18 protein-coding genes are annotated in these 23622 nt (G+C 72.4%); 11 read left to right on the top strand and 7 right to left on the bottom strand.

The annotated features are described in order from the left end of the window. Nucleotides 1-110: 110 nt before the first annotated feature. Both K7957_RS08265 and K7957_RS08260 read left to right on the top strand, forming a co-directional pair. Complete coding sequence (locus K7957_RS08265; protein WP_223011495.1) at nucleotides 111-2927, top strand: TonB-dependent receptor; 2817 nt, start codon at nucleotides 111-113, stop codon at nucleotides 2925-2927. Continuing rightward, nucleotides 2927-4339 (top strand): purple acid phosphatase family protein, encoded by a 1413-nt coding sequence (locus K7957_RS08260; protein WP_223011494.1) that lies wholly within the window; start codon nucleotides 2927-2929, stop codon nucleotides 4337-4339. The genes K7957_RS08265 and K7957_RS08260 overlap by 1 nt, the downstream gene beginning before the upstream one ends. Before the next feature lie 155 nt (nucleotides 4340-4494). Here K7957_RS08260 and K7957_RS08255 read toward each other — a convergent pair whose 3' ends face one another. Both K7957_RS08255 and K7957_RS08250 read right to left on the bottom strand, forming a co-directional pair. Further along, a complete protein-coding gene (locus K7957_RS08255) occupies nucleotides 4495-6480 on the bottom strand; it encodes a putative bifunctional diguanylate cyclase/phosphodiesterase (protein ID WP_223011493.1) in 1986 nt (661 codons plus the stop codon). Further along, nucleotides 6410-6796, bottom strand: a complete 387-nt coding sequence (locus K7957_RS08250) for a hypothetical protein (RefSeq protein ID WP_223011492.1) — start codon at nucleotides 6794-6796, stop codon at nucleotides 6410-6412. The genes K7957_RS08255 and K7957_RS08250 overlap by 71 nt, the downstream gene beginning before the upstream one ends. A gap of 311 nt (nucleotides 6797-7107) precedes the next feature. On the opposite strand from K7957_RS08250, the gene K7957_RS08245 reads away from it, so the two are divergent. Continuing rightward, nucleotides 7108-10149 (top strand): TonB-dependent receptor domain-containing protein, encoded by a 3042-nt coding sequence (locus K7957_RS08245; RefSeq protein WP_246616841.1) that lies wholly within the window; start codon nucleotides 7108-7110, stop codon nucleotides 10147-10149. Between the two features lie 10 nt (nucleotides 10150-10159). On the opposite strand, the gene K7957_RS08240 is transcribed toward K7957_RS08245, so the two are convergent. After that, on the bottom strand, nucleotides 10160-10393 hold the full coding sequence (locus tag K7957_RS08240; RefSeq protein WP_223011491.1) for a hypothetical protein: 234 nt from the start codon (nucleotides 10391-10393) through the stop codon (nucleotides 10160-10162). Nucleotides 10394-10547: 154 nt separating this feature from the next. On the opposite strand from K7957_RS08240, the gene K7957_RS08235 reads away from it, so the two are divergent. Then, nucleotides 10548-12158 (top strand): FAD-dependent oxidoreductase, encoded by a 1611-nt coding sequence (locus tag K7957_RS08235; protein ID WP_223011490.1) that lies wholly within the window; start codon nucleotides 10548-10550, stop codon nucleotides 12156-12158. Nucleotides 12159-12317: 159 nt separating this feature from the next. On the opposite strand, the gene K7957_RS08230 is transcribed toward K7957_RS08235, so the two are convergent. Beyond that, nucleotides 12318-12932, bottom strand: coding sequence for a hypothetical protein (locus tag K7957_RS08230; RefSeq protein ID WP_223011489.1), 615 nt, complete (start codon nucleotides 12930-12932; stop codon nucleotides 12318-12320). A gap of 364 nt (nucleotides 12933-13296) precedes the next feature. Between K7957_RS08230 and K7957_RS08225 the strand changes: the two genes are divergently transcribed. From K7957_RS08225 to K7957_RS08205, 5 genes are read left to right on the top strand one after another with little or no spacing between them, the layout of a single operon-like run. Then, nucleotides 13297-14208: an ATP-grasp domain-containing protein gene (locus K7957_RS08225; protein ID WP_223011488.1), complete on the top strand. Its 912-nt coding sequence runs from the start codon at nucleotides 13297-13299 to the stop codon at nucleotides 14206-14208. After that, nucleotides 14205-15221 carry an LLM class flavin-dependent oxidoreductase gene (locus K7957_RS08220; RefSeq protein ID WP_223011487.1) on the top strand — a complete coding sequence of 339 codons (1017 nt, stop codon included), beginning with the start codon at nucleotides 14205-14207 and terminating at the stop codon, nucleotides 15219-15221. The genes K7957_RS08225 and K7957_RS08220 overlap by 4 nt, the downstream gene beginning before the upstream one ends. Then, entirely contained in the window at nucleotides 15218-15946 is a 729-nt protein-coding gene (locus tag K7957_RS08215; protein ID WP_223011486.1) for a methionine ABC transporter ATP-binding protein, read from the top strand. Before K7957_RS08220 ends, K7957_RS08215 begins: the two co-directional genes overlap by 4 nt. After that, nucleotides 15943-16608: a methionine ABC transporter permease gene (locus K7957_RS08210; protein ID WP_223011485.1), complete on the top strand. Its 666-nt coding sequence runs from the start codon at nucleotides 15943-15945 to the stop codon at nucleotides 16606-16608. Before K7957_RS08215 ends, K7957_RS08210 begins: the two co-directional genes overlap by 4 nt. Before the next feature lie 8 nt (nucleotides 16609-16616). Next, complete coding sequence (locus K7957_RS08205) at nucleotides 16617-17435, top strand: MetQ/NlpA family ABC transporter substrate-binding protein (protein ID WP_223011484.1); 819 nt, start codon at nucleotides 16617-16619, stop codon at nucleotides 17433-17435. A 220-nt stretch (nucleotides 17436-17655) separates the two neighbouring features. Here the strand turns inward: K7957_RS08205 and K7957_RS20535 are convergent, their stop codons facing one another. The 3 genes from K7957_RS20535 to K7957_RS08195 form a co-directional block, all read right to left on the bottom strand. Continuing rightward, nucleotides 17656-17787: a hypothetical protein gene (locus K7957_RS20535; RefSeq protein WP_277980622.1), complete on the bottom strand. Its 132-nt coding sequence runs from the start codon at nucleotides 17785-17787 to the stop codon at nucleotides 17656-17658. A gap of 45 nt (nucleotides 17788-17832) precedes the next feature. After that, nucleotides 17833-18987 carry a Na+/H+ antiporter NhaA gene (gene nhaA / locus K7957_RS08200; RefSeq protein ID WP_425517193.1) on the bottom strand — a complete coding sequence of 385 codons (1155 nt, stop codon included), beginning with the start codon at nucleotides 18985-18987 and terminating at the stop codon, nucleotides 17833-17835. A gap of 445 nt (nucleotides 18988-19432) precedes the next feature. Next, nucleotides 19433-20329: an NAD(P)-dependent oxidoreductase gene (locus K7957_RS08195; RefSeq protein WP_223011482.1), complete on the bottom strand. Its 897-nt coding sequence runs from the start codon at nucleotides 20327-20329 to the stop codon at nucleotides 19433-19435. A gap of 200 nt (nucleotides 20330-20529) precedes the next feature. On the opposite strand from K7957_RS08195, the gene K7957_RS08190 reads away from it, so the two are divergent. Both K7957_RS08190 and K7957_RS08185 read left to right on the top strand, forming a co-directional pair. Continuing rightward, entirely contained in the window at nucleotides 20530-22998 is a 2469-nt protein-coding gene (locus K7957_RS08190) for a PAS domain S-box protein (RefSeq protein ID WP_223011481.1), read from the top strand. A 310-nt stretch (nucleotides 22999-23308) separates the two neighbouring features. Continuing rightward, nucleotides 23309-23611: a hypothetical protein gene (locus K7957_RS08185; RefSeq protein WP_223011480.1), complete on the top strand. Its 303-nt coding sequence runs from the start codon at nucleotides 23309-23311 to the stop codon at nucleotides 23609-23611. Nucleotides 23612-23622 lie beyond the last annotated feature (11 nt).

The raw sequence follows: 23622 nt of genomic DNA, 5'->3' as shown, positions 1-23622 counted from the left end.
AGGGCGCGGGCTCGATGCCATGAAAGTGCAACGCAACTCTCAGGCTATTGTCACAATTAACCCGCACAGACCCCTGAACAATCGAGAGTTTCGGGGGACTTATGAGAGCGATGACGGCGCGCGCGCGCCTCACGCTGGGGGCGGCGCTATTGTGCCTCCCGGCGGTGGCACATTCCGGCCAGGTGGCGGGCACGGTCTCGGACTCGAGCGGCACGCGGACCTTGCCCTCGGCGCAGGTGTCGATCGTCGAGCTCGGCCGCTCGGTCGAGGCCGACAGCGCGGGCCAGTATCGCTTCAGCGACGTGCCCGCGGGGCAGTACACGCTGCGCGTGCGCTACATCGGCGCCGAGGCGGTCGACACGGCGATCACGGTCGACGCCGCCGGCATGGTGACCCAGGACGTCGCGGTCGGCGGCGGGGGTGACATCCTCGTCACCGGCCAGCGCGCCAATCTCGCCAGCTCGCTCAGCCGCCAGCGCGGCGCCGACGGCGTCGAGAGCGTGCTGACGCGCGACTCGATCGGCCAATTCCCCGACCAGAACGTCGCGGAGTCGGTGCGCCGCGCCCCCGGCGTCAACGTGCTCAACGACCAGGGCGAGGGCCGCTTCGTCGCGGTGCGCGGGCTCGATCCCAGCCTCAACGCCGCCTCGATCAACGGCGTGCGCGTGCCCGCGCCCGAGGCCGACACGCGCTCGGTCGCGCTCGACGTGGTCGCGTCCGAGCTGATCGAGTCGATCGAGATCAAGAAGTCGCTGACCCCCGACATGGACGGCGACACGATCGGCGCCTCGGTCGAGATCAACACCACCTCGGCGTTCGACCGCAAGAAGGACCTGCTCGCCGGTTCGATCGAGGGCTCGTACAACCATTATTCCGGCGAGGTGACGCCCAAAGGCAGCGTCAACTTCTCCAAGAAGTTCGCGGACAATCTCGGCATCTCGGGCGGCGCGTCCTATTATCTGCGCAAGTTCGAGACCGACAACATCGAGATGGGCGGCTGGGCCACCGACGACGCCGGGAACGGCTTCGCCGACTCGGTCGAGTATCGCGACTACGACGTGCGCCGGCTACGCACCGGCGGCTCGCTCTCGCTCGACTGGCAGCCCGCGCCCTCGACCCGGCTGTACGCGCGCGGCATCTACAACCGCTTCTCCGACCAGGAGGATCGCCGCCGGCTGATCGTCGAGCTGGACGCCGATCCGGCCAGCTCCACCAGCACCGGCGCCACGTTCGACAGCGCCGACGGCCGCATCCGCGTCGAGCGCGACCTCAAGGACCGGTTCGAGAAACAGCTGATCCAGAGCTATTCGGTCGGCGGCGAGACCGAGACCGGGCCGTGGCGCCTGCGATATAGCGCCGCCTGGTCGCGCGCCTCCGAGCTGGAGAACGGCTCGATCGACCCGATCACCTTCCGCCGCGACTTCGACGGCGAGGACGGCGACGACCTCAGCGTCGCCCTCGACTATGGCAATTACCTGCGCCCGCGCTTCGCGATCGGCGGCGCCAGCGCGGCCGCGTTCGACGACGCGGCCGAGTACGGCTTCGACAGTTTCGATCGCACGACGCTGAGCCGCTCGGTCGACCGCGAGTGGAACTTCCGCGGCGACGTGACGCGCAGCTTCGCGCTGGCGGAGGGCACGGTCGAGCTCCAGGCCGGCGGCAAGGCGCGGCTGCGCGAGAAGACCTATGACCTCCAGGTCGACACGTTCGGCGGCTATGACGGCGACTTCACGCTCGCCGACGTGGTCGGCCGCCAGACCTATCGGCTCGCGGACCTCGGCGCTCTGGTGGCGAAGAAGGGCGAGCGCGGCTTCCTTCAGGCCAACGCGGGCGCGTTCGAGCGCGACACGCTCGGCTCCGACTTCGCCTCGCTCGCCGAGGACTATGAGGTCGGCGAGGACATCTACTCGGGCTATCTGCTCGGCCGCTACCAGGCCGGGCCGGTGCGGCTGATCGGCGGCGTGCGCATGGAGCATACGCGCAACGACATCCGCGGCAGCACGGTGACGCTGAACGAGGACGGCGACGAGGGCGAGCAGCTGCTGGTCACCCCCAACCGCATCCGCCGCAGCTACACCAACTGGCTGCCGAGCGCGGTGGTGCGCTACGAGGCGACCCCCGAGCTGGTGCTGCGCGCGGGCGCGTTCCGCAGCCTGGTGCGCCCGAGCATCGGCCAGCTCGCGCCGCGCTTCGCGCTGGAGCGCGACGGCGACGACCTGGAGGGCGCGTTCGGCAACCCCGGCCTCAAACCCTATCGCGCCTGGAACCTCGACGCCGGCGCCGAATGGTATTTCGCCACCTCGAGCGTGCTTCAGGCCGGCTTCTTCTACAAGGACATACAGGATTATATCACGACGGTGACGTTCGAGGGCGACGACGCGCCCTATAACGGCGTGTATCGCGGGATCGCCTTCACCGAGGCCGACATCCCGCTCAACAGCGGCAAAGCGACCATCCGCGGCGTCGAGCTCGGCTTCTCGCAGCTCTTCACGATGCTGCCCGCGCCCGTCGACGGGCTGCTGACCAACCTCAACTACACCTTCACCGACGCCAAGGGTGAGACCTTCGACGGCGACACCGGGGGGCTGCGCACGATCCCGCTGCCGGCTTCGTCGCGCCACACCTTCAACGCGGTGCTCGGCTACGAGAAGGGGCCGGTCAGCGTCCGCCTCGCGGGCACCTACCGCGACAGATACCTCGACGAGGTGCAGGCGGTGGCGGATGAGGACCGCTACGTGCGCCAGCATTTCCAGCTCGACGCCAGCGCGCGCTACCGCATCACGCCCAACCTGCAGCTCTTCGGCGAGTGGGTGAACATCAACGACGCCAAGTATGTCGCCTATCAGAACGCGCCGGTGACGCGTCGCCTGCTGCAATATGAGGAATATGGCTACACGCTGAAGTTCGGCGTGCGGGCCAACTTCTGATGCGCGCGCTGCTCCTCGCCGCCGCCGCGCTCGCCGCCGCCCCGGCGCTCGCCCAGGCCCCCGCGGCCGCGCCTGCCGCCGCGCCGCCGCTCCCGCGCACGCCGGGCACGCCCTATGCGCCGCGCTCGATCCCCGACCGGATCGTACTGACCGCGGGCGCCGACCCGTCGCGCGAGATGGCGGTCGCCTTCCGCACCGACCGCGCACAGGCGCGCGCGGCGGCGCAGATCGTGCCGGCGGTCGACGGGCCGACGCTCGAGCGCGCGGCGCGCACCGTCACTGGCACGACCCGCGCGATCGACAGCGCCAACGGCAGCGCCAATTACCACCAGGTGCGCTTCACCGGGCTCGAGCCCGACCGCGTCTACGCCTATCGCGTCCAGGGCGCGGCGGGGTGGAGCGAGTGGTTCCAGTTCCGCACCGCCGCTACCGGCTTCCGCCCCTTCCGTTTCCTCTATCTCGGCGACACGCAGAACGGCATCCTCACCTATGCCGCGCGCGTGATCCGGCAGGGCTTCAAGGCGGGACAGGTGGCGCTGACGGTCCACGCCGGCGACCTCGCCGCGCAGCGCGACGACCTCGACCACGACGACGAATGGGGCGAGTGGAATCAGGCCGGCGGCTACAATTACGCCTCGACCCCGCAGCTGCCCGCGACCGGCAACCACGAATATGTCGACACCACATTGCCCGACGGGCGCGAGACCCGGACGCTCGGCCCCTATTGGCCGCTCCAGTTCGCGCTGCCCGGCAACGGCGCCGCGCCGGTGAAAGCGACGAGCTACTTCGTCGACTATCAGGGCGTTCGCTTCGTCGTGCTCGACGGCACCGCCGCGCTCGACCTGGGCGCGCTCGACGCGCAGACACAGTGGCTCGACACGACGCTGGCGGCGAGCACCGCCAAGTGGAACGTCGTTCTCTTCCACCAGCCGATCTTCACCTGCGCGCGACCCCAGGACACCGCGGTGCTCAAGGCGGCGTGGAAGCCGATCTTCGAGGCGCGCCGGGTCGACCTGGTGCTGCAGGGGCACGACCATTGCTACAGCCGGCTCACCGCCGAGGCGGGGCGCGACGCGGCGCGCGCGGCGCATGCGGCGGGCGCGGTGCAGGGGCCGGTGTATCTCGTCTCGGTGACGGGATCGAAGATGTACGGGCTCAACGACCGCGCGCGGCGCCAGCCCGACCGGGTCGCCGAGGCGACCGAGCTGTTCCAGATCGTCGACGTGGCGGAGAAGCGGCTGAGCTTCCGCACCTATACCGCGAGCGGGACGCTCTACGACGGCTTCGACCTGGAGCGTGGCGCGGACGGGCGCAACCGGCTGCGCGAGCTGGACGCCGCGTTGCCGGCGGAGCGCGTGTGCCGCGGCGAGGTCGGGCCGGACGGCGGGGCGTGCGTGTCGCGGGGGAAGTGACGGCGTAGATCCTCCCCGGCACGGGGAGGGGGACCGCCGGCCGTAGAGCCGGCGGTGGAGGGGGCTCTCCCCGTAGCGCAGCGCCTGTGGAGGCCCCCCTCCACCATGCTACGCATAGTCCCCTCCCCGCCATGCGGGGAGGATATTACTGTCCCCTACGCCGCCGCCTCGACTCGCCCGCCGAGCAGCGCCGCCAGCGCACCCGCCGGCACCGCGGCGGAGAAGAGGAAGCCCTGCAGCTCGTTGCATCCGGCATGCTCGAGGAAGGCGCGCTGCTCGCGCGTCTCGACCCCCTCGGCGCTGACCGCGAGCCCCATCGCCTGACCGAGCCGCACAACCGCCTGGATGATCGCGGCGGCGTCGGCGCTCTCGCCGAGCCGGCGCGTGAAGCTCTGGTCGATCTTGATCTTGTCGACCTCGAACTTGCTGAGATAGCCGAGGCTGGAATAGCCCGTGCCGAAATCGTCGAGCGCGATGCGGAAGCCGGCGCGGCGCAGCGCCGCCAGCGAGTCGCGCACCGCCTCGTCGTCGTCGAGCAGGATGCTCTCCGTCACTTCCAGCTCGATCTGCTGCGGGCGCGCGCCGGCGCGGCGCACGATGTCGATCAGCTCGGCCGCCATGCCGCGCGCGCGGAACTGCACCGGCGAGAGATTGACCGCGATCGACAGCGCCGGCCAGGCGCGCGCCACCGCGCAGGCGTCGCGCAGCACGCAGGCGCCGAGCTCGCGGATCAGCCCGGTCTCCTCCGCGATCGGGATGAAGGCGTCGGGCGCGAGCAGCCCGCGCTCGGGATGGTGCCAGCGCACCAGCGCCTCCAGCCCGATCACCCGCGCGCCGGTGGCGTTCATGCGCGGCTGGTAGTGGACCTGCAGCTCGTGCTGGCCGGCGATCGCGCGGCGTAGGTCCTGCTCGAGGGCGCGCCGCGTCTTGACGCTCTCGTCCATGTCCTCGGTGAAGAAGCGGTGGCCGTCGCGCCCCTCCGCCTTGGCGCGGTACATCGCGATATCGGCCATGCGCATCAGTTCGGCGCGGTCGCCGCTGCAGCGCGGGTGGCAGGCGATGCCGATGCTGGCGCCGATGAAGACGTGCGTCCCCAGCACCGTGAACGGCTCGCGCAGTGCCGCCACCATCGCGCCGGCGAGCGCGCCCACCGCGGCCTCGTCGGCGCGCGCGCCGACCAGGACCGCGAACTCGTCGCCGCCGAGCCGCGCGACGACGTCGCCCGCGCCGACCAGCGCCTGGAGGCGCGCCGCGACGAGCTGGATCAGCTGGTCGCCGCCGAGATGGCCGAGCGTGTCATTGACCTGCTTGAAGCGGTCGAGATCGATCAGCAGCACCGCGCGTACCTCGTCGGGCGGCGCGGGCGCGAGCAGCTGGTGGCCCGCCTGGTGAAAGGCGGCGCGGTTGGGCAGGCCGGTCAGCGTGTCGTGATAGGCGAGGTGGTGCGCCTGCGCCTCCTTCGCCTGGAGCGCGAGATGCGCCGCGTTGAGCCGCGCCAGCGAGCGCGCGTCGCTGCGCACCAGCGTGAAGACGCTGGCGATCAGCGCCGCGAGCGTGGCCAGCAGCGCGACCAGCGCGGCGAGCGCGGTCGGCGCCATGGTGCGCCACACCGCCGCGCCGGGGCGGTCGGGGCGCCACAGCAGATAGCCGACGCGCCGGCCGCGGCTCGACACGAGCGCCAGCGCCTGCTCGCGCGGCGCGTGCCGCGGCGACGCGCTCAGCCGCGCACCCGCGACGAGCTGGATCCGCGCGAGCCGCTGGACGAAGCCGGTGTCGAGATAGCGCGCGCTCACCAGCAGCGGCTCGCCCCCGCGCCGTGCCGGCGCGTTCGGGTCCTCGGTGATGATCCGCATCACGCTCACGATCGCCGGCCGGCCGCCGAGCGCGACCAGGTCGGTGGCGTGGATCGCGCGCGGCGAGGTGCGCACGGTCGAGCCGGCGGGGAGGCGGTGTCGTGGCAGACGCTCGTGCGGGTTGGGCGCGGCCGAGGTCTTGCCGCGCGCGGCGCGGATCAGCGGCAGCGCCGCTGCGGCGAGCGCGGCATAGTCCGCCGGCGACCGCCGCTGGCCGTCACGCATGAGATAGGCCGGCCGGCCGACCGTCGCCGCCGAGGATCGCGTCGGCGTCGTGCGAGAAGACATAGTTGAGCCACACGCCGACATTCTCGTCGACCCAGGTCCAGTCGGGTGCAGGCTTGCGCAGCTCGAGCGCCAATGGCGTCCAGATCGCGACCCCGGCCTGGCTCTGCGCCAGCTCGTCGAGCGCGGCGTCGACCGCGAGCCGCACCTCGCGCGCCTGACGCTCGACCGAGACTCGATCGGCCTGCTCGGCGGCCGAGCGCAGCGCCGAGACCGCGAACACGGTCAGACCCAGCGCGAGCAGCAGCACGGGCGCGACCACCGCGGCGATGAAGCGCGGGCCGAAGCGTGCGGACGTGGGGCGATCGCGGGACGTCAATGCGCAACTCCTCGCACCGGCACTAGGCGAGGAGGGTCGCGAAAGCGTTAACTCTGCGCGGGACCGCCGATGTAAGCTACTCATCTGGTTTAATAAACGCGCAAGCACTTGGTCCCAACCAGGTCAGGCCGGGTTGGGCTTCGATGGCGCGCATGCGCCCTCTCGTCCGCCGAAGCAGGGCGCCATCACGGGTGACCCACCCCGGCGATTGGTATCAAACCGGTAATATTGTTGACCCCAGCTTCACGCCACCGGGGAGGCACCGCGGCGATGCCCGCTCGCGGCACCACCCCGGCGACGAAGGGGGTTCTATGCTGACTTGGAGGAATCATCTGGCCGCGTCGTGCGGCCTGGCGGCGCTGATCGCGGCGATGCCCGCCACGGCGCAGACCGAGCCGACGCCTTCCGCGCCGACGAGCGCGCCGGGCGAGCCGGCGCCCCCGCGCCCCGACGATGCCGCCGCGCCCGCGCCCGAGCGCGACATCATCGTCACCGGCACGCGCATCACGCGTCCCAACAACCACTCGGCCGCGCCGGTCACCACCGTCACCAGCACCGACATCGCCGCGCAGGGCGCCACCACGATCGAGGAAGTGCTCAACCGCCTGCCCCAGGTGCAGGCCAACGCCGAGCAGAACTACGGCGAATCGGAGGGGCGGCAGCGGATCAAGCTGCGCAGCCTTGGCTTCGAGCGCACGCTCACGCTGGTCGACGGGCTGCGGCTCGGGCTGCAGAACGGCATGGACGTCGGCATCATCCCCAACGCGCTGATCGACCGGATCGACGTGCTGAGCGGTGGCGCCTCCTCGGTATACGGCTCGGACGCCGTCTCGGGCGTGGTCAATTTCATCCTGAAGAAGGACTTCGACGGCATCCGGCTGGAGGGCGGCTACAGCTTCTTCGATCACGTCAACCGCGCCAATGCCGTGACCGAGGCGGCGGCCCGCGCGGATTTTCCCTGGCCGCACGGACGCACCGCGGACGGCGGCCGCGCCAATGTGAGCCTCGCCGCCGGGCACCAGTGGCTCGACGGTGCGCTGCGCCTCTCCGCCTTCGCCGGCTATCGCCACTCCGACCAGGTGTCGCTGATGGACCGCTCGCTCTCGGCCTGCGAGGTGTCGCAGAAGCTGAGCACCGGGCGGCTGACCTGCACGCGCAGCACCTATACCGCGACGGGCACGGTCGTGCCGGGCGGCATCGGCCAGGGCAGGACGCTGGTCAACGACCCGCTCGGCGCGGGCACCTTCGTGCCCTTCGCCTCGGGCCGCGGCACCGCTGCCAACCCGTTCGACGAGCTGCCGTTCCAGCGCCACTTCGACCGCATCAACACCGGCGTGTTCGTCAGCGCCGACATGTCGGACGAGGTCGAGCTCTACGCCACCGCGCTGTTCTATCGCGACCAGTCGTACAATACGGTGCCGACGCGCGTGTACAGCTACTCGGCCTATGGCAAGGAGCCGTATCACACCAACTGCGACAACCCCTTCCTGTCGACGCCGCAGCGGATCGCTTTGTGCGGCGCGGCGACCAGCGGGCTGGTGCCGCTCGACGTGCGCTATCGCTTCGACGGGCTGCCGCCGACGCGGCTGCGGTTCGAGGACCAGGGCGTGCGCGTCACCGGCGGGCTGCGCGGCCGCGTGCTCGACGGTGCCTGGGGCTACGACCTGTCGGGCGTCTACTCGCTGCTGAAGGCGCGCGCGATCTACCCGGCGCAACCCGACGAAAAGAGGGTCAATCGCGCGCTCAACGTCGTCGCGGTCAACGGCGTGCCGACCTGCGCCGCCGCGCTCGACGGCACCGACAAACGCTGCGTCCCCTTCAACGCCTTCGCGCCGTATAACAGCGACGCGCGCGTGCCCGCCTATCTGTTCACCCGCACCGACGGCACCGAGGGTGACCTGGGCCGGCTGTGGCAGGGGCTGGCGGTGCTCAACGGCGACCTCGGCCGTTACGGGATCACCTCGCCGCTGGCCGAGCAGGGTGTGGCGCTCGCGCTCGGCGCGGAGGCGCGCGCGGAGCATTTCGGCACGCGCGCCGACCGGCAGTTCCGCCAGACCAACGGCGGCAGGGACCAGCATTTCACGCAGCGCATCTACGAGGTCAACGCCGAGGCGCAGGTGCCCGTGATCGAGCACCAGCGCTTCACCGACCTGCTCCAGCTCAACGGCGGCTATCGCGTGTCGCGCTACGACCGGCTGCGCGGCCGCTTCACGACGTGGAAGGGCGAGGGCGTGTGGCAGCCGATCGCCGACATCGGCCTGCGCGGCTCGATCAACAAGGCGCAGCGCGCGCCCACGGTGATCGAGGCCGACCAGGCCAGCAACATCTACTATGACACCATCGGCCCGAACGACCCGTGCGCCTCCACCCCCGATCCGAACACGTCCGATCCGAACGCGCGGCTCGCCCCGACCGCCTCGCTGACACAGTGCCGCCGCACCGGCCTGCCCGACCGGCTGTACGGCAGCGCCTCGCTCAGCTGCCTCAACGAGGCCTGCACGGTGCGCAGCGGGGGCTTCGACCTCAAGCCCGAGACCGCTTATACCAAGACCTTCGGCGTGATCCTGCGGCCGCGCGCGCTCAAGGGGTTGACGCTGTCGGTCGACCGCTTCGTCATCCACCTCACCGACTCGATCAATTATTTCGCGGTGGCGGATTTCCTCAGCGGATGCCTGACGACGGGGCTGGATTATTACTGCCGCGGCGTGCGGCGCGCGCCCGACACCTACCGGCTCGACAGCGCGCCCGGCACCAAGCCGACCTCGGGCTATCTGGTCCGCGGCACCGGCAACGGCTATCGCTCGCAGTCGTCGGGCTGGGACGTGCAGGCGCAATTTGGCCTAGGGCTGGGCGGCGCGGGGCGGCTGGACCTATCGCTCAACGGCTCGCTGGTGACCCGCGTCGGGGTGCATGATTCACCCGACTCGCGCCCGCGCAACTGCGTCGGCTATTACGGCGGCAGCTGCGGCGAGAGCATGCCGCGCTGGAGCCACGGCGCCGGCGCGACCTGGGCGTCGCCCGGCGGCGCGATCCATCTCGGGACGAACTGGCGCCACATCGGCGCGATGGCGATCGCCTATAACGCGCCCGAGCGGACCGGCATTCCCGCCGACGAGGCGCAGTTCCGCCACTTCTACACCGGCGTGCCGACCTATGATTATGTCGACCTGTCGAGCAGCTTCGAGATCGGCAAAGTCTATACGCTGCGCTTCTCGGTCAACAACCTGCTGGACCGCGACCCGCCGTTGCTGCCCGACTCGCGCAGCACCTTGGGCCTGCTGCGCGGCAATACCTTGTTCCGCTACGACCTGCTCGGCCGGCAACTGGCGGCGAGCGTGTCGATGAAGCTGTGACCGCGCGCGCTCAGCCCAGCGCGCGCAGCGTCGCGTCGAGCAGGTCGACGCCGCGCCGCGCGCGCGCCAGCTGCGCCTCCAGCTCGCGCTCATAGGCCGCGAGCTCGGCGACCGAGCGGCGGTCGTGCAGCATCGTCGCGACGCGGCGGACGCGGCGCAGCTCGCGGTCGAGCAGCGCGCCGGCCGCGAGCGCGTCACGCGCGGGGAGGGGGTGAGCAAGGGCAGGCACGTCGGGGTCTCGCATCGGGGAGCCCCCTCTCTCCCACGCGGATGATGCGCGCGGATGGCGCTTTGTTGCAGCTTTGTCGCGCGATTGTCGCAGCCGACCCGTTGCGGCGATCCTGCCCGACCGCCATCTTGCGCATGCGGGCGACAGCGGCGCGGCGGGAGCGAGGGCGATGGAGACGATCGGGCGCGACCTACGCGAGATGCAGCGGGTGCCGCTCCACCCCGAGCACGTCGCCGCGATCCGCGCCGCGGGCACCGAGCGTCGCTACCCCGCCGGCGCCTATCTGGTCCGGCCCGGCGAGCCGGTGAGCAGCTTCGTCTACGTCGAGGACGGCGAGATCGAGGTGGTCAACAGCTTCACCGGCGAGCGCCACCTGCCCTCCACCCTCGGGCCGACCCAGTTCATGGCCGAGATCGCCTTCCTCAGCGGCGGCAGCTGGTCGATGGCGATGCGCGCCGCGCGCGACACGCGCGTGGTGGAGGTGCCGCGCGCGCGCATGCTCGAGCTGATGGCGCAGGTGCCCGAGATGTCGGACATCATCATCACCGTGCTGGCGGCGCGGCGCCGCCGGCAGCTCGAGTCGCACGACAGCTCGCTGGTGCTGCTCGGCGAGGAGCAGGACCGCGGCGTGCGCCGCGTCGCCGAGTTCGCCGCGCGCAACCGTATCCCCTATACCAGCCACGCGCTCGGCACCGCCGACGCGGCGACGGTGGCGACGAGCTGCGCGGTCGACGCCGACCGGCCCGCGGTGATCTTCGGGCGCGACCGCGTGGTGGCGGACCCGACGCCCGAGAAGGTCGCCAAGCTGCTCGGGCTCAGCCGCGAGTTCGTCGACGACGAGGCGGTCGACGTGCTGGTGGTCGGCGCCGGCCCGGCGGGCACCGCGGCGGGGGTCTATGCCGGCGCGGAGGGGCTGGGCGCGCTGGTGGTGGAGGACACCGCGATCGGCGGCCAGGCGGGGACGTCGAGCCGGATCGAGAATTACATGGGGTTCCCCACCGGCATCTCGGGCGCGGACCTGGTGTGGCGCGGCGAGGTGCAGGCGATGAAGTTCGGCACGCGCTTCGCCATGCCGCTGCGCGTCGCCGCGCTCGACCGGCTCGACGACGGCCAGTTCTGCGCCACCTTCGACAACGGCCAGCGCGTCCGCGCGCGCGCGGTGGTGGTGGCGACGGGGGTGCAGTACCGCCGGCCGCCGATCGAGCGACTCGGCGACTTCGAGGGCAACGGCATCTATTACGCCGCGACCGAGAACGAGGCGCGCTTCTGCCGCGCGGCCGAGACGATCGTGATCGGCGGCGGCAATTCGGCGGGGCAGGCGGCGATGTACCTGAGCCGGGTGGCCCGGCACGTGCGGCTGCTGGTGCGCGGCGGCTCGCTCGCGACGTCGATGTCGCATTACCTCGCCAGCCGGCTCGAGGCCGATCCCGCGATCTCGATCGACTATGGCGCCGAGATGGTGGCGGTGCACGGCGGCGAGACGCTCGAGGCGGTGACGATCCGGCAGGACGGCGAAGAGCGCGTGGTCGACACCTGCGCCGCCTTCGTGATGGTGGGCGCGGCGCCCAACACCGGCTGGCTCGAGGGTTTGATCGCGCTCGACGACAAGGGCTTCGTGCTGACCGGGCGCGCGGCCGGCGGCGCGAGCTCCTACGCCACCTCCTGTCCCGGCGTCTACGCGGTGGGGGACGTTCGCGCGGGGTCGGTCAAGCGCGTGGCCTCGTCGGTGGGCGAGGGGTCGGTGGTGATCTCGCAGCTCTGGTCGTATTTGAGCGAGTGAGGACGGAGGAGCGGAGCGCGTCTCTCTCATGCCGCCCCGGCGCACGCCGGGGCCCAGGTGGGAAGGCCGTCGTGAGATCCAGCAGCGTCCCCCGACTGGGCCCCGGCGTTCGCCGGGGTGGACGCTGTGTGGGGGCGCCCACTCACCCCACCGCCCCGCTCACCCCGCGGCGCCGTCTCCCGGCAGGCAGGCGCGGAGCTGCTCGACGCGGTCGCCGCCGCCGCTCCGCGTGAGCACCGAGAGCGCGCGGCAGGTGCGCGTGCCGTCCGCCTCGGCCGCGCCCGCGACGACGAAGCCGTGCGCGCCGCCGGGCTGCTGCCACTCGGTCATCTCGCCGCTGCACAGGGCCGCCGCGACCGCCGCCGCGCGCGAGGTCGCGCCGGGCAGTTCCGCCGCTGCCTCGTCCGCGGAAGTGGCGATCGGCGTCGCGGCACGTTCGGTGCGGTGCGTCAGGCGCGGCGTCCGCGCCGGGGTCGCGCGCGGCGCCGCGACCGCGACGCGCTCGGGCACCGGCACGCTCACCGAATAGCTCGGGCGCGGCGGCAGCTTGGTGGCCGCGACCGCGAGACCGCCGAGGCTGGTCGCGGCCGCCGCGGCGAGCAGTGCGGGCCAGATCCGCGGCCGCCGGCGCAGCGCGGGCAGCGTCGGCGCGAGCGTCCCTGGCAGCGTCGTCAGCGCCACCTCGCGCGTGATGCGCAGCGGCCCCAGCTCGATCGTGGTGCGTCGCACCAGCCCGGTCGTCGGCGCGGTGCGCCCGTCGTTGTCGCGTGCCATCGCGTCACCATCGCGCGCGCGCGCCGCGCTGGCAAGCCGGGCGCGCTCGGCCGCGGCGCGCGCGATAGCCCTTGTACCGCTCGCCCCACAGCGGAAGGGCGAGCGCGGTCGGGGCGGTCGACTGGCGGTAGTCCGATCACGGCGACGTGTTGGTCGCGGGGACAGCCCGAGGCGATGTTCCCGTCCTGGCAGCCAACCTTCGATTCCACATCGTGGCGTCAGCGTGATGATGCAGGCTGGTCTCGGCCGTTGATGCTCGCTCCGGCGCCCGCGCCCAAGCCGAGCTACCGCGCCGGCAAGCCGATCTATGCCGCCAGCGCTCGCCCCGCGCGCTAGCCCACGCCGCTCGTGTGACCAGGACCGTATGACCGATCTCACCATCCTCTACGAGCACCCGCAGTGGTTCCGCCCGCTGTTCGCCGCGCTCGACCGCCGCGGCATCGGCTATGACGCCGCGCACGCTGACGGCCTCGCCTTCGACCCCGCCGGGGCGGCGCCCTCGCCTCTGGTGTTCAACCGTATCGCGATGTCGAGCTTCCTGCGCGCGGCCGAGCACCCGATCTTCCACGCCGCCGCGGCGCTGGCCCACTGGGAGTCACGCGGCGCGCGCGTGCTCAACGGCGCCGCCGCGCTGGCGATTGATTCGTCCAAGGCACGCCAGCTCTCGCTGATCGCCGGGCTCGGGCTCGCCATTCCCGCCACGCGAGTCGTTCACCGTGCGGCGGACCTGCCCGCCGCCGCGGCGGCGCTGCGCTACCCGATCGTGGTCAAGGCGAACATCGGCGGCTCGGGCGCGGGGATCGCGCGCTACGACGACGCCGCCGCGCTCGCCGCCGCGGTGGCGGAGGGCAGCGTGCCCGACAGCATCGACCGCGTGCTGCTCGCGCAGGAATATGCGCCGACGCGCGGCGGCACGATCACGCGCGTCGAGACGCTCGGCGGGCGCTACCTCTATGCCATCGCGGTCGACGGCGGCGGCAGCTTCGACCTGTGCCCCGCCGACGCCTGCGCCGTCCCGGGCCGCCCGAGCGTGACGATGACGCGCGTCGAGCCCGACGCCGCCGCGATCGCGGCGGTCGAGGCGATCGTGCGGACGGCGGGGATCGACGTCGGCGGGGTCGAGCTGCTGGTCGACGACCGCGACGGCGTGGCCCGCTTCTACGACATCAACGCGCTGTCCAACTTCGTCGCCGACCCGCTCAATGTGCTGGGCTGGGACCCGCACGAGCGGCTGGTCGACTGGCTGGCCGAGCGGCTGCTGGAGGCGCGCGCGTGAGATACGGCTATTGGACCCCCGTCTTCGGCGGCTGGCTGCGCAACGTCCCCGACGAGGGCATGGCCGCGACCTGGGAATATACGCGCGATCTCACGCGGAACGCCGAGCGCTGGGGCTATGACCTCACCCTGATCGCCGAGCTCAACCTCAACGACATCAAGGGGATCGACCAGCCCGCGCTCGACGCCTGGTCGACCGCCGCCGCGCTCGCCGCGGTGACCGAGACGATCGAGCTGATGGTCGCGGTGCGCCCCAATTTCCACCACCCCGCGCTGTTCGCCAAGGCGGCGGCGAACATCGACCGGATCGCGGGCGGGCGGCTCGCGCTCAACGTCGTGTCGAGCTGGTGGGCAGACGAGGCGCGGCAGTACGGCCTCCAGTTCGACCAGCACGACGACCGCTACGCGCGCACCAGCGAGTGGCTGCGGGTCGTCGACGGGCTGTGGACCGAGGAGCGCTTCAGCTTCGCGGGCGACTTCTACCAGACCGAGGCGGCGATCTGCGCGCCCAAGCCGGCCAAGCGCCCGACCGTCTATGCCGGCGGCGAGAGCGAGAAGGCCAAGGCGATGATCGCGGCGCAGTGCGACGCGTACGTGATGCACGGCGACCCCGCCGCCGCGATCGCGCCCAAGATCGCGGACATGCGCGCGCGCCGCGCGGCCGCGGGCGGCGCGCCGATGCAGTACGGCATGGCGGCCTATGCGATCGTGCGCGACAGCGAGGCCGAGGCGAAGCGCGAGCTGGAGCGGATCACCACCGTCGCCGAGCTGCCCGCGGGCTACGCCAATTTCGACCAGTGGCTGTCGGGCACGCAGCTGGAACGTGAGCTCAAGCTGCAGGAATATGCGGTCTCCAACCGCGGGCTGCGCCCCAATCTGGTCGGCACGCCCGAGCAGCTCAGGGAGCGGATCGCGGAATATGAGGCGGCCGGGCTCGACCTGCTGCTGCTCCAGATGAGCCCCCAAGCGGAGGAGATGGAGCGCTTCGCCGCGCAGGTCATGGGTACCGCATGATCGCGCTCGAGCGCGTGTCCAAGACCTTCCCCGACGGCACGCTCGCGCTCGACGAGGTGACGCTGGAGGTGCCGCGCGGCGCGGTGTTCGGGGTGATCGGTCGCTCTGGCGCGGGCAAGTCGACGCTGCTGCGGCTGCTCAACGGGCTGGAGCGCGCGAGCGCGGGCGAGGTGCGCGTCGACGGCGCGGCTTTGTCGGCGCTCGACGCCGCCGGGCTGCGCGCGCTCCGGCGGCGCGTCGGCATGATCTTCCAGTCGTTCGGGCTGCTCGCCAACCGCACCGTCGCGGGCAATGTCGCGCTGCCGCTCGAGCTCGCCGATGTCCCCCGCGCCGAGCGCGACGCGCGCGTGGCCGCGCTGCTCGCGCGTGTCGGGCTGGCGGACAAGGCCGGCGCGTACCCGGCGCGGCTCTCGGGCGGGCAGCGCCAGCGCGTCGGCATCGCGCGCGCGCTCGCCACCCGGCCCGACATCCTGCTGTGCGACGAGGCGACCAGCGCGCTCGATCCCGAGACGACGCGATCGGTGCTCGCGCTGCTGGGCGAGCTCAACCGCGAGCTGGGGCTGACGATCGTGCTGATCACGCACGAGCTCACGGTGGTGCGCGCGATCTGCGACGAGGTGGCGGTGATCGACCGCGGGCGCGTGGTGGAGAGCGGCGCGACCGACGCGGTGCTCGGCGACGCGCGCCACGCCGCCACGCTGGCGCTGCTGGGCGAGGCGGCGTGAGCGGCTGGTTCGGCAACTTGGTGTGGGGCGACATCGCGGTCGCGACGCGCGACACGCTGGTGATGCTCGGCGCCTCGCTCGCGCTGACGATCGTGCTGGGCGTGCCGCTCGGCGTGCTGCTGTTCCTCACCGATCGCGGCCGGCTGGCCGAGCGGCGCTGGCTCAACCGCGCGGCGGGGGTGGTGGTCAACGTGCTGCGCTCGATCCCGTTCGTCATCCTGCTGATCGTGATGATCCCGCTGACGCTGCTGCTGGTCGGCACCTCCCTCGGCGTCGCGGGCGCGATCCCGCCGCTGGTGGTCGGCGCGGCGCCCTTCTACGCGCGGCTGGTCGAGCAGGCGCTGCGCGAGATCCCGCGCGCCACGATCGAGGCCGCGCAGGCGATGGGGGCGACTCGCTGGCAGATCGTCACGCGCGCTTTGCTGCCCGAGGCGCTCCCTGGGCTGGTCTCGGGCGCGACCGTCACCGCGGTGGCGCTGGTCTCCTTCACCGCGATGGCGGGGGTGGTCGGCGCGGGCGGGCTCGGCGACCTCGCGATCCGCTACGGCTATCAGCGTTTCCAGACCGACGTGATGCTCGTCACCGTCGCCTTGCTGGTGGCGCTGGTGCAGCTTCTCCAATGGGGCGGCGACGCGCTGGCGCGCCGGCTCGACCACCGCTGAGGCCCGACATGATCCCCCTCCTGCTCGACCGCCGCCTGCTGCTCGTCACGCTCCCCGCGCTGCTCCTCGCCGCCTGCGGCGGGGGCGGGAGCGCCGGCAAGAGCGACGGCGCGACGCTCACCGTCGCTGCCACCGCGGTGCCGCACGCCGAGATCCTCGCGCAGGTGAAGCCGCTGCTGGCGAAGGAAGGCGTCACCCTAGAGGTGCGGGTGTTCAACGACTATGTCCAGCCCAACCTCCAGGTCGACCAGGGCCAGATCGACGTCAATTACTTCGAGACCAAGCCGTATCTCGACCAGTTCAACCGCGAGCGCGGGACCAAGCTGGTGCCGATCGCGGGCGTCCACGTCGAGCCGCTCGGCGCCTATTCGCGCCGATGGAAGACGCTGGCGCAGCTGCCACAGGGCGCGAGCGTCGCGATCCCCAACGAGCCGAGCAACGGCGGGCGCGCGCTCCAGCTGCTCCAGAAGGCGGGGCTGATCCGGCTCAGGAATCCGGCCGACCCGCTCGCCACGATCCGCGACGTCGCGAGCAACCCCAAGGCGCTGCAGTTCCGCGAGCTGGAGGCGGCGACGCTGCCGCGCGTGCTGGGCGAGGTGGATCTGGCGCTGATCAACACCAATTACGCGCTCGACGCCAAGCTCAACCCGGTGCGCGACGCGCTCGCGATCGAGGACAAGGACTCGCCCTACGTCAACTATCTCGTCGGCCGCCCCGGCAGCGCCGACGACCCGCGCGTGCGCAAGCTGGTGGCGGCGCTGCGCAGCCCGGCGACGCGGGCGTTCATCGAGACGACGTACAAGGGCGCGGTGCTGCCCGCGTTCTGAGTGGGTGAGGCGGCGCCGCAGCGCTGATCGCTTACCGCGACACTCACCTTGGACGTCATTCCCGCGCGGGCGGGAATCCGGTTGCACGGACAATGCGGCTCATGCGCGCCAGCGCGTCCGGATCCACGCCTACGCGGGGATGACGGAGGGGCAGGGAGGCGTCCCCTCCGTCGACTGAGCTACTCGTCCTCGACCGAGCGGCTCCGCCCGGCGGTTCGCCTCAGATAACGTCGCCGGCGTAGAACAGGATGCCGATGCTCGCGACCAGCAGGAAGGCGAGATAGATCAGCCCGCCGCGGATCTTCACGCCCGATTTGCCGAATGTCTGGTCACCGTGGTCGTCGTGCCGCATGGTCGCCCTCCCGCGCCGGATCGGCTTCGTAACTCGCTGTAAGCGCTAACGATCCGTCCGGGGAGCGGCGAGCCGCAGCAGCAGAAAGCCGCCCGCGCCCGAGAGCAGCGAGCCCGCCAGCACGCCCAGCTTGGCCTCGGCCTGGAGCAGCGGCGCGTCGGCGAAGGCGAGCAAGGTGATGAAGATGCTCATCGTGAAGCCGATCCCGCACAGCAGAGCGACGCCGAGCAGCTGCGTCCAGCCGGCGTGCACGGGCAGCTCGGCCAGCCGCAGCCGCACCGCCGCGGCGGCGAAGCCGAACACGCCCGCCACCTTGCCGAGCAGCAGCCCCGCCGCCACCCCCAACGTCACCGGCGCGGCGAGCGCGCCCGGCGGCAGGCCCAGCACCGGCACCGCGGCGTTGGCGAGCGCGAACAGCGGCAGGATCAGGAAGGCGACCGGCGCGTGCAGCCGATGCTCGAGCCGGCACAACGGGCTGCCCTCGCGCCCGTCCTGCGCGGGGATGGTGAAGGCCAGCATCACCCCCGCGAGCGTGGCGTGGACGCCCGAGCGCAGCACCAGCCACCACAGCAGCACGCCGAGCAGCAGATAGGGCGTCAGCCGGGTCACGCCCGCGCGGTTGAGCAGCGCCAGCACGACCAGCACCGCGCCCGCGCCCGCGAGATAGGCCCACGCCAGCGCGCCGGTGTAGAACAGCGCGATGATCACCACCGCGCCGAGGTCGTCGATGATCGCCAGCGCGGCGAGGAAGACTCGCAGCGAGGCGGGGACGCGCTCGCCGAGCAGCGCGATGACGCCGAGCGCGAAGGCGATGTCGGTCGCCGCCGGGATCGCCCAGCCCTGGGTGGCGCCGCCGCGGTTGATCGCGAGGTAGAGCAGCGCGGGCGCCGCCATCCCGCCCGCCGCGGCGATGCCGGGCAGCAGCCGGCGCGACCAGGAGGCGAGCTGGCCGTGCAGCGTCTCGCGCTTGATCTCCAGGCCGACGAGCAGGAAGAACACCGCCATCAGCGCGTCGTTGATCCACTTCTCCAGCGCGAGCGGGCCGAGCCGGGCGTGGAGGAGCGAGGCATAGCCGGAGCCGAGCGGCGAGTTGGCGAGCAGCAGCGCGAGCAGGGCGGCGGCGATCAGCACCGCGCCGCCGGCGGCCTGGCCGGTGAGGAAGCGGCGCAGCGCGCTGGCGCGCGCACGGGGCAAGTGGATCGGCTGGGTGATGGCGCGAACTCCGGGCAGGCGTCGACGCGCTGGCGGCCCGACCAGCGCGAGAACCTGCCCGCGCGCCGTGGCGGCGCGGACACCCGGCGGACGGTATCGCATCGGGTGTGTTCGGGGGCAAGGCCGGGCGGTGCTCCGGCGGACGCCGGGGTCCAGGTCGAGGGGGATCGTCGTGGCCCTGGGCTCTCGCGTGCGCAAGAGCACGCCAGTGGCGTCGACGAGGACGTCCTAGCGTCACTGGGCGCAGCACCCTTCTTCCGTCATCCCGGACGTGGTCCGGGATCCACCGGGCCGCGCGCTCTCCGGCCGGGATGCTCGCGGGACGGTGGATCCTGAGACAAGCTCAGGATGACGGCAGCGAAAGGGTACCGTCGAGCCAGTGTTCGCCGACGTGTCCGCTTGCCTCTGTCTTCCGACCCTATGACGCCTCCGCTCAGGCGATCGCGGAGACCGGCGGCTTTCCCGCCAGCCAGGCGTCGAGGTTGGCCAGCACCAGCGCCTCCATCGCCGCGCGCGCCTCGCGCGTGGCGCTGCCCTGGTGCGGCGCCAGCACCACCTGCGGCAGCGCGCGCAGCGCCGCGGGCACGCGCGGCTCGTCGGCGAAGACGTCGAGCCCCGCGCCCGCGATCACGCCGCGCTCCAGCGCGCGCACCAGCGCCGCCTCGTCGACCAGGCTGCCGCGCGCCACGTTGACCAGCACGCCGCCCGCGCCGAGCGCGCCCAGCACCGCCGCGTCGACCGCGCGCTCGGTCGCGGCGCCGCCCGGCGCGGCGAGGATCAGCACGTCGCTCGCCGCCGCCAGCGCCGCGATGTCGGGCAGCCGCTCATAGGGCACCGGCTTGGCGGAGCGCGCGCAATAGCCGATCCAGCCGGCGAAGGGCGCGGCGCGCGCCGCGATCGCGCGGCCGATCTGCCCCAGGCCGAAGATGCCGACGCGCCGCCCCGTCGCGCGCCGTGCCAGCGGCACGCCCCAGCCGCCGTCGCGCACCGCGCGGTCGTTCGCCACCACCGCGCGCTCGACCGCCAGCCACAGAGCGAGCGCGAGATCGGCGACGTCGTCGGTCAGCACCTCGGGCGTGATCGTCACGCGTACGCCGCGTGCGCGCGCCGCGTCGAGGTCGATCCCGTCGTGGCCGACGCCGTGGATCGCGACGATCTCGAGCGCGGGCAGCCGCTCGCAGTCGGCCGCCCGCCAGCGCAGCGAGCCGCCGCCCACCACGGCGCGGGTCGTCGCCGGCGCGGTGCCGCGGTGGAGCGTGAAGCGCTCGGCCAGCGCGGCCTCGAGCGTGGCGGACTGGGGCTGGGCGAGGAAGAGGTCGGGTCTGGCCATGCGTCGGCGATAGACGGGATTGCCCCCGGTGGCACCGTGTTCGTGCGCACGCGGGAACCCCCGGGTGCCAGAGCGACGCGTCCGTGGCTCTGGGCTCCTGCGTGCGCAGGAGCACGCTGGCCGTCCGAGCGGAACGCAGGACAGCCAGCACGTGCCGGGCAGTATCTTTGCCGCCGCTCCCGCGCTAACGCGATAGGCCCATGATCTCCGCCCTCTACCGTGATCCGGCCGAGCTGCCCGCGCCGCTGCGCTTCCTCGCCGGGGGCGGTCGCGCGACCGAGCTGATCCTCGCGCGCGACTGGACCGACCACCCGCTCGGCGGACCCGCCGACTGGCCCGAGGCGCTCAAGGCGACGCTGAGCATCGTGCTCAACTCGCCCGAGTCGATGATTCTGTGCTGGGGCGCGGAGGAGCTCAGCTTCTTCTTCAACGAGACCTATTTCCCGTTGCTCGGGCCGCGGCTGGCCTGGGCGATGGGGGCGCCGTTCCGCACCGTCTGGGCCGACGCCTGGGCGCAGGCCAAGCCGATCATCGACGACGCCTTCGCCGGGCGCAGCCAGCGCTTCACCGATCTGCCGTGGAAGCTCGACACCGATCGTGGGCCGGCGGACACCTGGTTCACCTTCTCCTACTCGCGCATCCTCGACTCAGAGGGAGGGGTCGCCGGCCTCTTCATCTTCACCAACGAGACCACCGCGCGCGTCCTCGGCGACGCCGCGCTGCGCCAGAGCGAGGAGCGGCTGCGGCTGGTGATCGAGGGCGCGCGCGACCATGTGATCTTCACCACCGACGCGGGCGGCGTGATCACCAGCTGGTCGGCGGGCGCGGAGGCGGTGCTGGGCTGGCCGCCCGAGGAGGCGATCGGCCGCTCCGCCGCGATGATCTTCACGCTCGAAGACCGCGCCGCCGGCGCCGACGTGCGCGAGATCGCCGGCGCCGCACGCGATGGCTGCGCCGCCGACGAGCGCTGGCACCTGCGCCGCGACGGCACGCGCGTGTTCCTGAACGGCTCGATCCACCCCCTGCCCGTCGACGCGCAGGGACAGGAGCGCGGCTTCATCAAGATCGCGCGCGACGAGACCGCGCGCTGGCAGGCGCAGCAGGAGCTGGAGCGGCTCAACGCCACGCTCGAGCAGGAGGTCGCGGCGCGCACCGCCGATCGCAACCGGCTGTGGCAATTGTCGTCGGACATCATGCTCGTGGCGGGCTTCGACGGCACGATCGAGGCGGTCAACCCGGCGTGGACGCGCGTGCTCGGCTGGGCCGACTATGAGCTGGTCGGCCGCCCGATCTTCGCCTTCGTTCATCCCGACGACCTCGACGACACGCACGTCGCCGCGTCGGGAATCGGTGCCGGCCAGGCGTTCGCGCGCTTCCACAACCGTTACCGCCACCGCGACGGCAGCTACCGCGACATCGTCTGGGCGGCAGGACCGGGCGACGGCAAGATCATCGCGGTCGGTCGCGACGCCACCGAGGAGAAAGCGCGGACGGCAGCGCTCGCGGCCGCCGAAGGGCAGCTGCGCCAGGCCCAGAAGATGGAGGCGGTGGGCCAGCTCACCGGCGGGCTGGCGCATGACTTCAACAATCTGCTCACCGGCGTGATGGGCAACCTGGAGCTGATGCAGGCGCGGCTGGCGCGCGGGCGGCACGACGACCTCGAGCGGTTCGTCCTCGCCGCGCAGGGTGCCAGCCGCCGCGCCGCGTCGCTGACCCAACGGCTGCTGGCCTTCTCGCGCCGCCAGACGCTCGATCCGCGGCCGACCGACGTCAACCGGCTGATCGGGGGGATGGCGGAGCTGCTACAGCGCTCGATCGGCCCGACCAGCGCGATCGAGGTGGTCGCCGCGCCCGGGCTGTGGACCGCGATGATCGACGCCACCCAGCTGGAGAGCGCGATCCTCAACCTCGCGATCAACGCGCGCGACGCCATGGCCGAGGGCGGCCGCGTGACGATCGCGACCGCCAACCGCTGGATCGACGAGTCGGACGCGCGCGCGCTCGAGCTGGAGCCCGGCGCCTACCTCAGCGTCGCGGTGAGCGACACCGGCACCGGCATGGCGCCCGAGACGGTGGAGCGCGCCTTCGAGCCCTTCTTCACCACCAAGCCGATCGGCCAGGGCACCGGGCTGGGTCTGTCGATGATCTACGGCTTCGCGCGCCAGTCGGGCGGGCAGGTGCGGATCGACTCGGCGCCGGGCGCGGGCACCACGATCACCATCTACCTGCCGCGCCACGCCGGCGCGGCGCTCGGCGGCGAGGAGGAGGGCGTCGGCGACACCGCCGCGGCGGTGCGCGGCGCGACCGTGCTGGTGGTCGACGACGAGACCACGATCCGCCACCTGATCGACGAGGTGCTGGAGGAGCAGGGCTATACCGTGATCGGCGCGGCCGACGGGGCGGCGGGGCTGAAGGTGCTCGGCTCGGACGCGCCGATCGACCTGCTGATCACCGATGTCGGTCTGCCCGGCGGTCTCAACGGCCGTCAGGTCGCGGACGCCGCGCGCGCGCTGCGCCCAGGGCTCAAGGTATTGTTCGTGACGGGCTACGCCGAGAATGTCGCGGTCGGCGGGGGGCATCTCGAGCCGGGCATGGAGCTGCTGACCAAGCCCTTCACGATGCACGCGCTCACCACCAGGGTGGCGGAGATGCTGGGGGCGACGGGCTGAGCGCGGGCGTGCGGGCGGCGAGGCGCGGCCCGCACGCTCATATCGGGTAGGAAGCCGGCGCGCGCGGGGGTTGATCCGCGGCGCGACAGGCGTAAGGGCCACGCCATTCGCGCGCTCCCGCGCGACTCGGAGAAACGCGCACCGATGCCCCGATCTAGTCCCTTGTCCGACGACGGAGACAGTCGAAGCACCCGCTTCGCCGTCACCGCACGTCAGCGCACGGGTCCGTCGGTGGCTCGCGAGGTCGGCACGCGCTGACCTGAGCCGACCGCCGCCGGGTCCCGTCACCGGAACCCCGATGGAGGTCGCCATGACCCGATATGACCCGCGCGCCGTGGTGCGCTCGCCCGAGTTCGATGTCCCTTGCTGCGATGAGCATCGTGTTCCTGCGCACGCAGGAACCCAGGGCCACGAGCGTGATCGCCGGCGTTCGCCGGAGCACGGCACCGCCGGGATCGCGCCCGCCTACCACGACCACGGCAAGGGCCAGCGCCTGCTCGCGCAGCGCGCCGCGGCGCGCGGGCGCGCGATCCGCGCCGCGCTCGCCGCCGTGCCGCTCCATCGCGCGCGCCTGCTGCGCGCGATGGTGGCGGCGCACCGCCGCGCCGCCTGACGCGACCGCCC

Source organism: Sphingomonas yunnanensis (assembly GCF_019898765.1).
Classification (GTDB): Bacteria; Pseudomonadota; Alphaproteobacteria; order Sphingomonadales; family Sphingomonadaceae; genus Sphingomonas; species Sphingomonas yunnanensis.
The sequence above is the reverse complement of the archived record's forward strand: the minus strand, read 5'-3'. Positions and strand labels throughout refer to the sequence as shown.

Excerpts from the sequence above, each read along its gene's own strand:
- K7957_RS08265 (WP_223011495.1), top strand. The coding sequence starts at position 111 with ATGACGGCGCGCGCGCGCCTCACGCTGGGGGCGGCGCTATTGTGCCTC.
- K7957_RS08260 (WP_223011494.1), top strand. The coding sequence starts at position 2,927 with ATGCGCGCGCTGCTCCTCGCCGCCGCCGCGCTCGCCGCCGCCCCGGCG.
- K7957_RS08255 (WP_223011493.1), bottom strand. The coding sequence starts at position 6,480 with ATGTCTTCTCGCACGACGCCGACGCGATCCTCGGCGGCGACGGTCGGC.
- K7957_RS08245 (WP_246616841.1), top strand. The coding sequence starts at position 7,108 with ATGCTGACTTGGAGGAATCATCTGGCCGCGTCGTGCGGCCTGGCGGCG.
- K7957_RS08240 (WP_223011491.1), bottom strand. The coding sequence starts at position 10,393 with ATGCGAGACCCCGACGTGCCTGCCCTTGCTCACCCCCTCCCCGCGCGT.
- K7957_RS08235 (WP_223011490.1), top strand. The coding sequence starts at position 10,548 with ATGGAGACGATCGGGCGCGACCTACGCGAGATGCAGCGGGTGCCGCTC.
- K7957_RS08230 (WP_223011489.1), bottom strand. The coding sequence starts at position 12,932 with ATGGCACGCGACAACGACGGGCGCACCGCGCCGACGACCGGGCTGGTG.
- K7957_RS08225 (WP_223011488.1), top strand. The coding sequence starts at position 13,297 with ATGACCGATCTCACCATCCTCTACGAGCACCCGCAGTGGTTCCGCCCG.
- K7957_RS08215 (WP_223011486.1), top strand. The coding sequence starts at position 15,218 with ATGATCGCGCTCGAGCGCGTGTCCAAGACCTTCCCCGACGGCACGCTC.
- K7957_RS08205 (WP_223011484.1), top strand. The coding sequence starts at position 16,617 with ATGATCCCCCTCCTGCTCGACCGCCGCCTGCTGCTCGTCACGCTCCCC.
- K7957_RS20535 (WP_277980622.1), bottom strand. The coding sequence starts at position 17,787 with ATGCGGCACGACGACCACGGTGACCAGACATTCGGCAAATCGGGCGTG.
- K7957_RS08195 (WP_223011482.1), bottom strand. The coding sequence starts at position 20,329 with ATGGCCAGACCCGACCTCTTCCTCGCCCAGCCCCAGTCCGCCACGCTC.
- K7957_RS08190 (WP_223011481.1), top strand. The coding sequence starts at position 20,530 with ATGATCTCCGCCCTCTACCGTGATCCGGCCGAGCTGCCCGCGCCGCTG.
- K7957_RS08185 (WP_223011480.1), top strand. The coding sequence starts at position 23,309 with ATGACCCGATATGACCCGCGCGCCGTGGTGCGCTCGCCCGAGTTCGAT.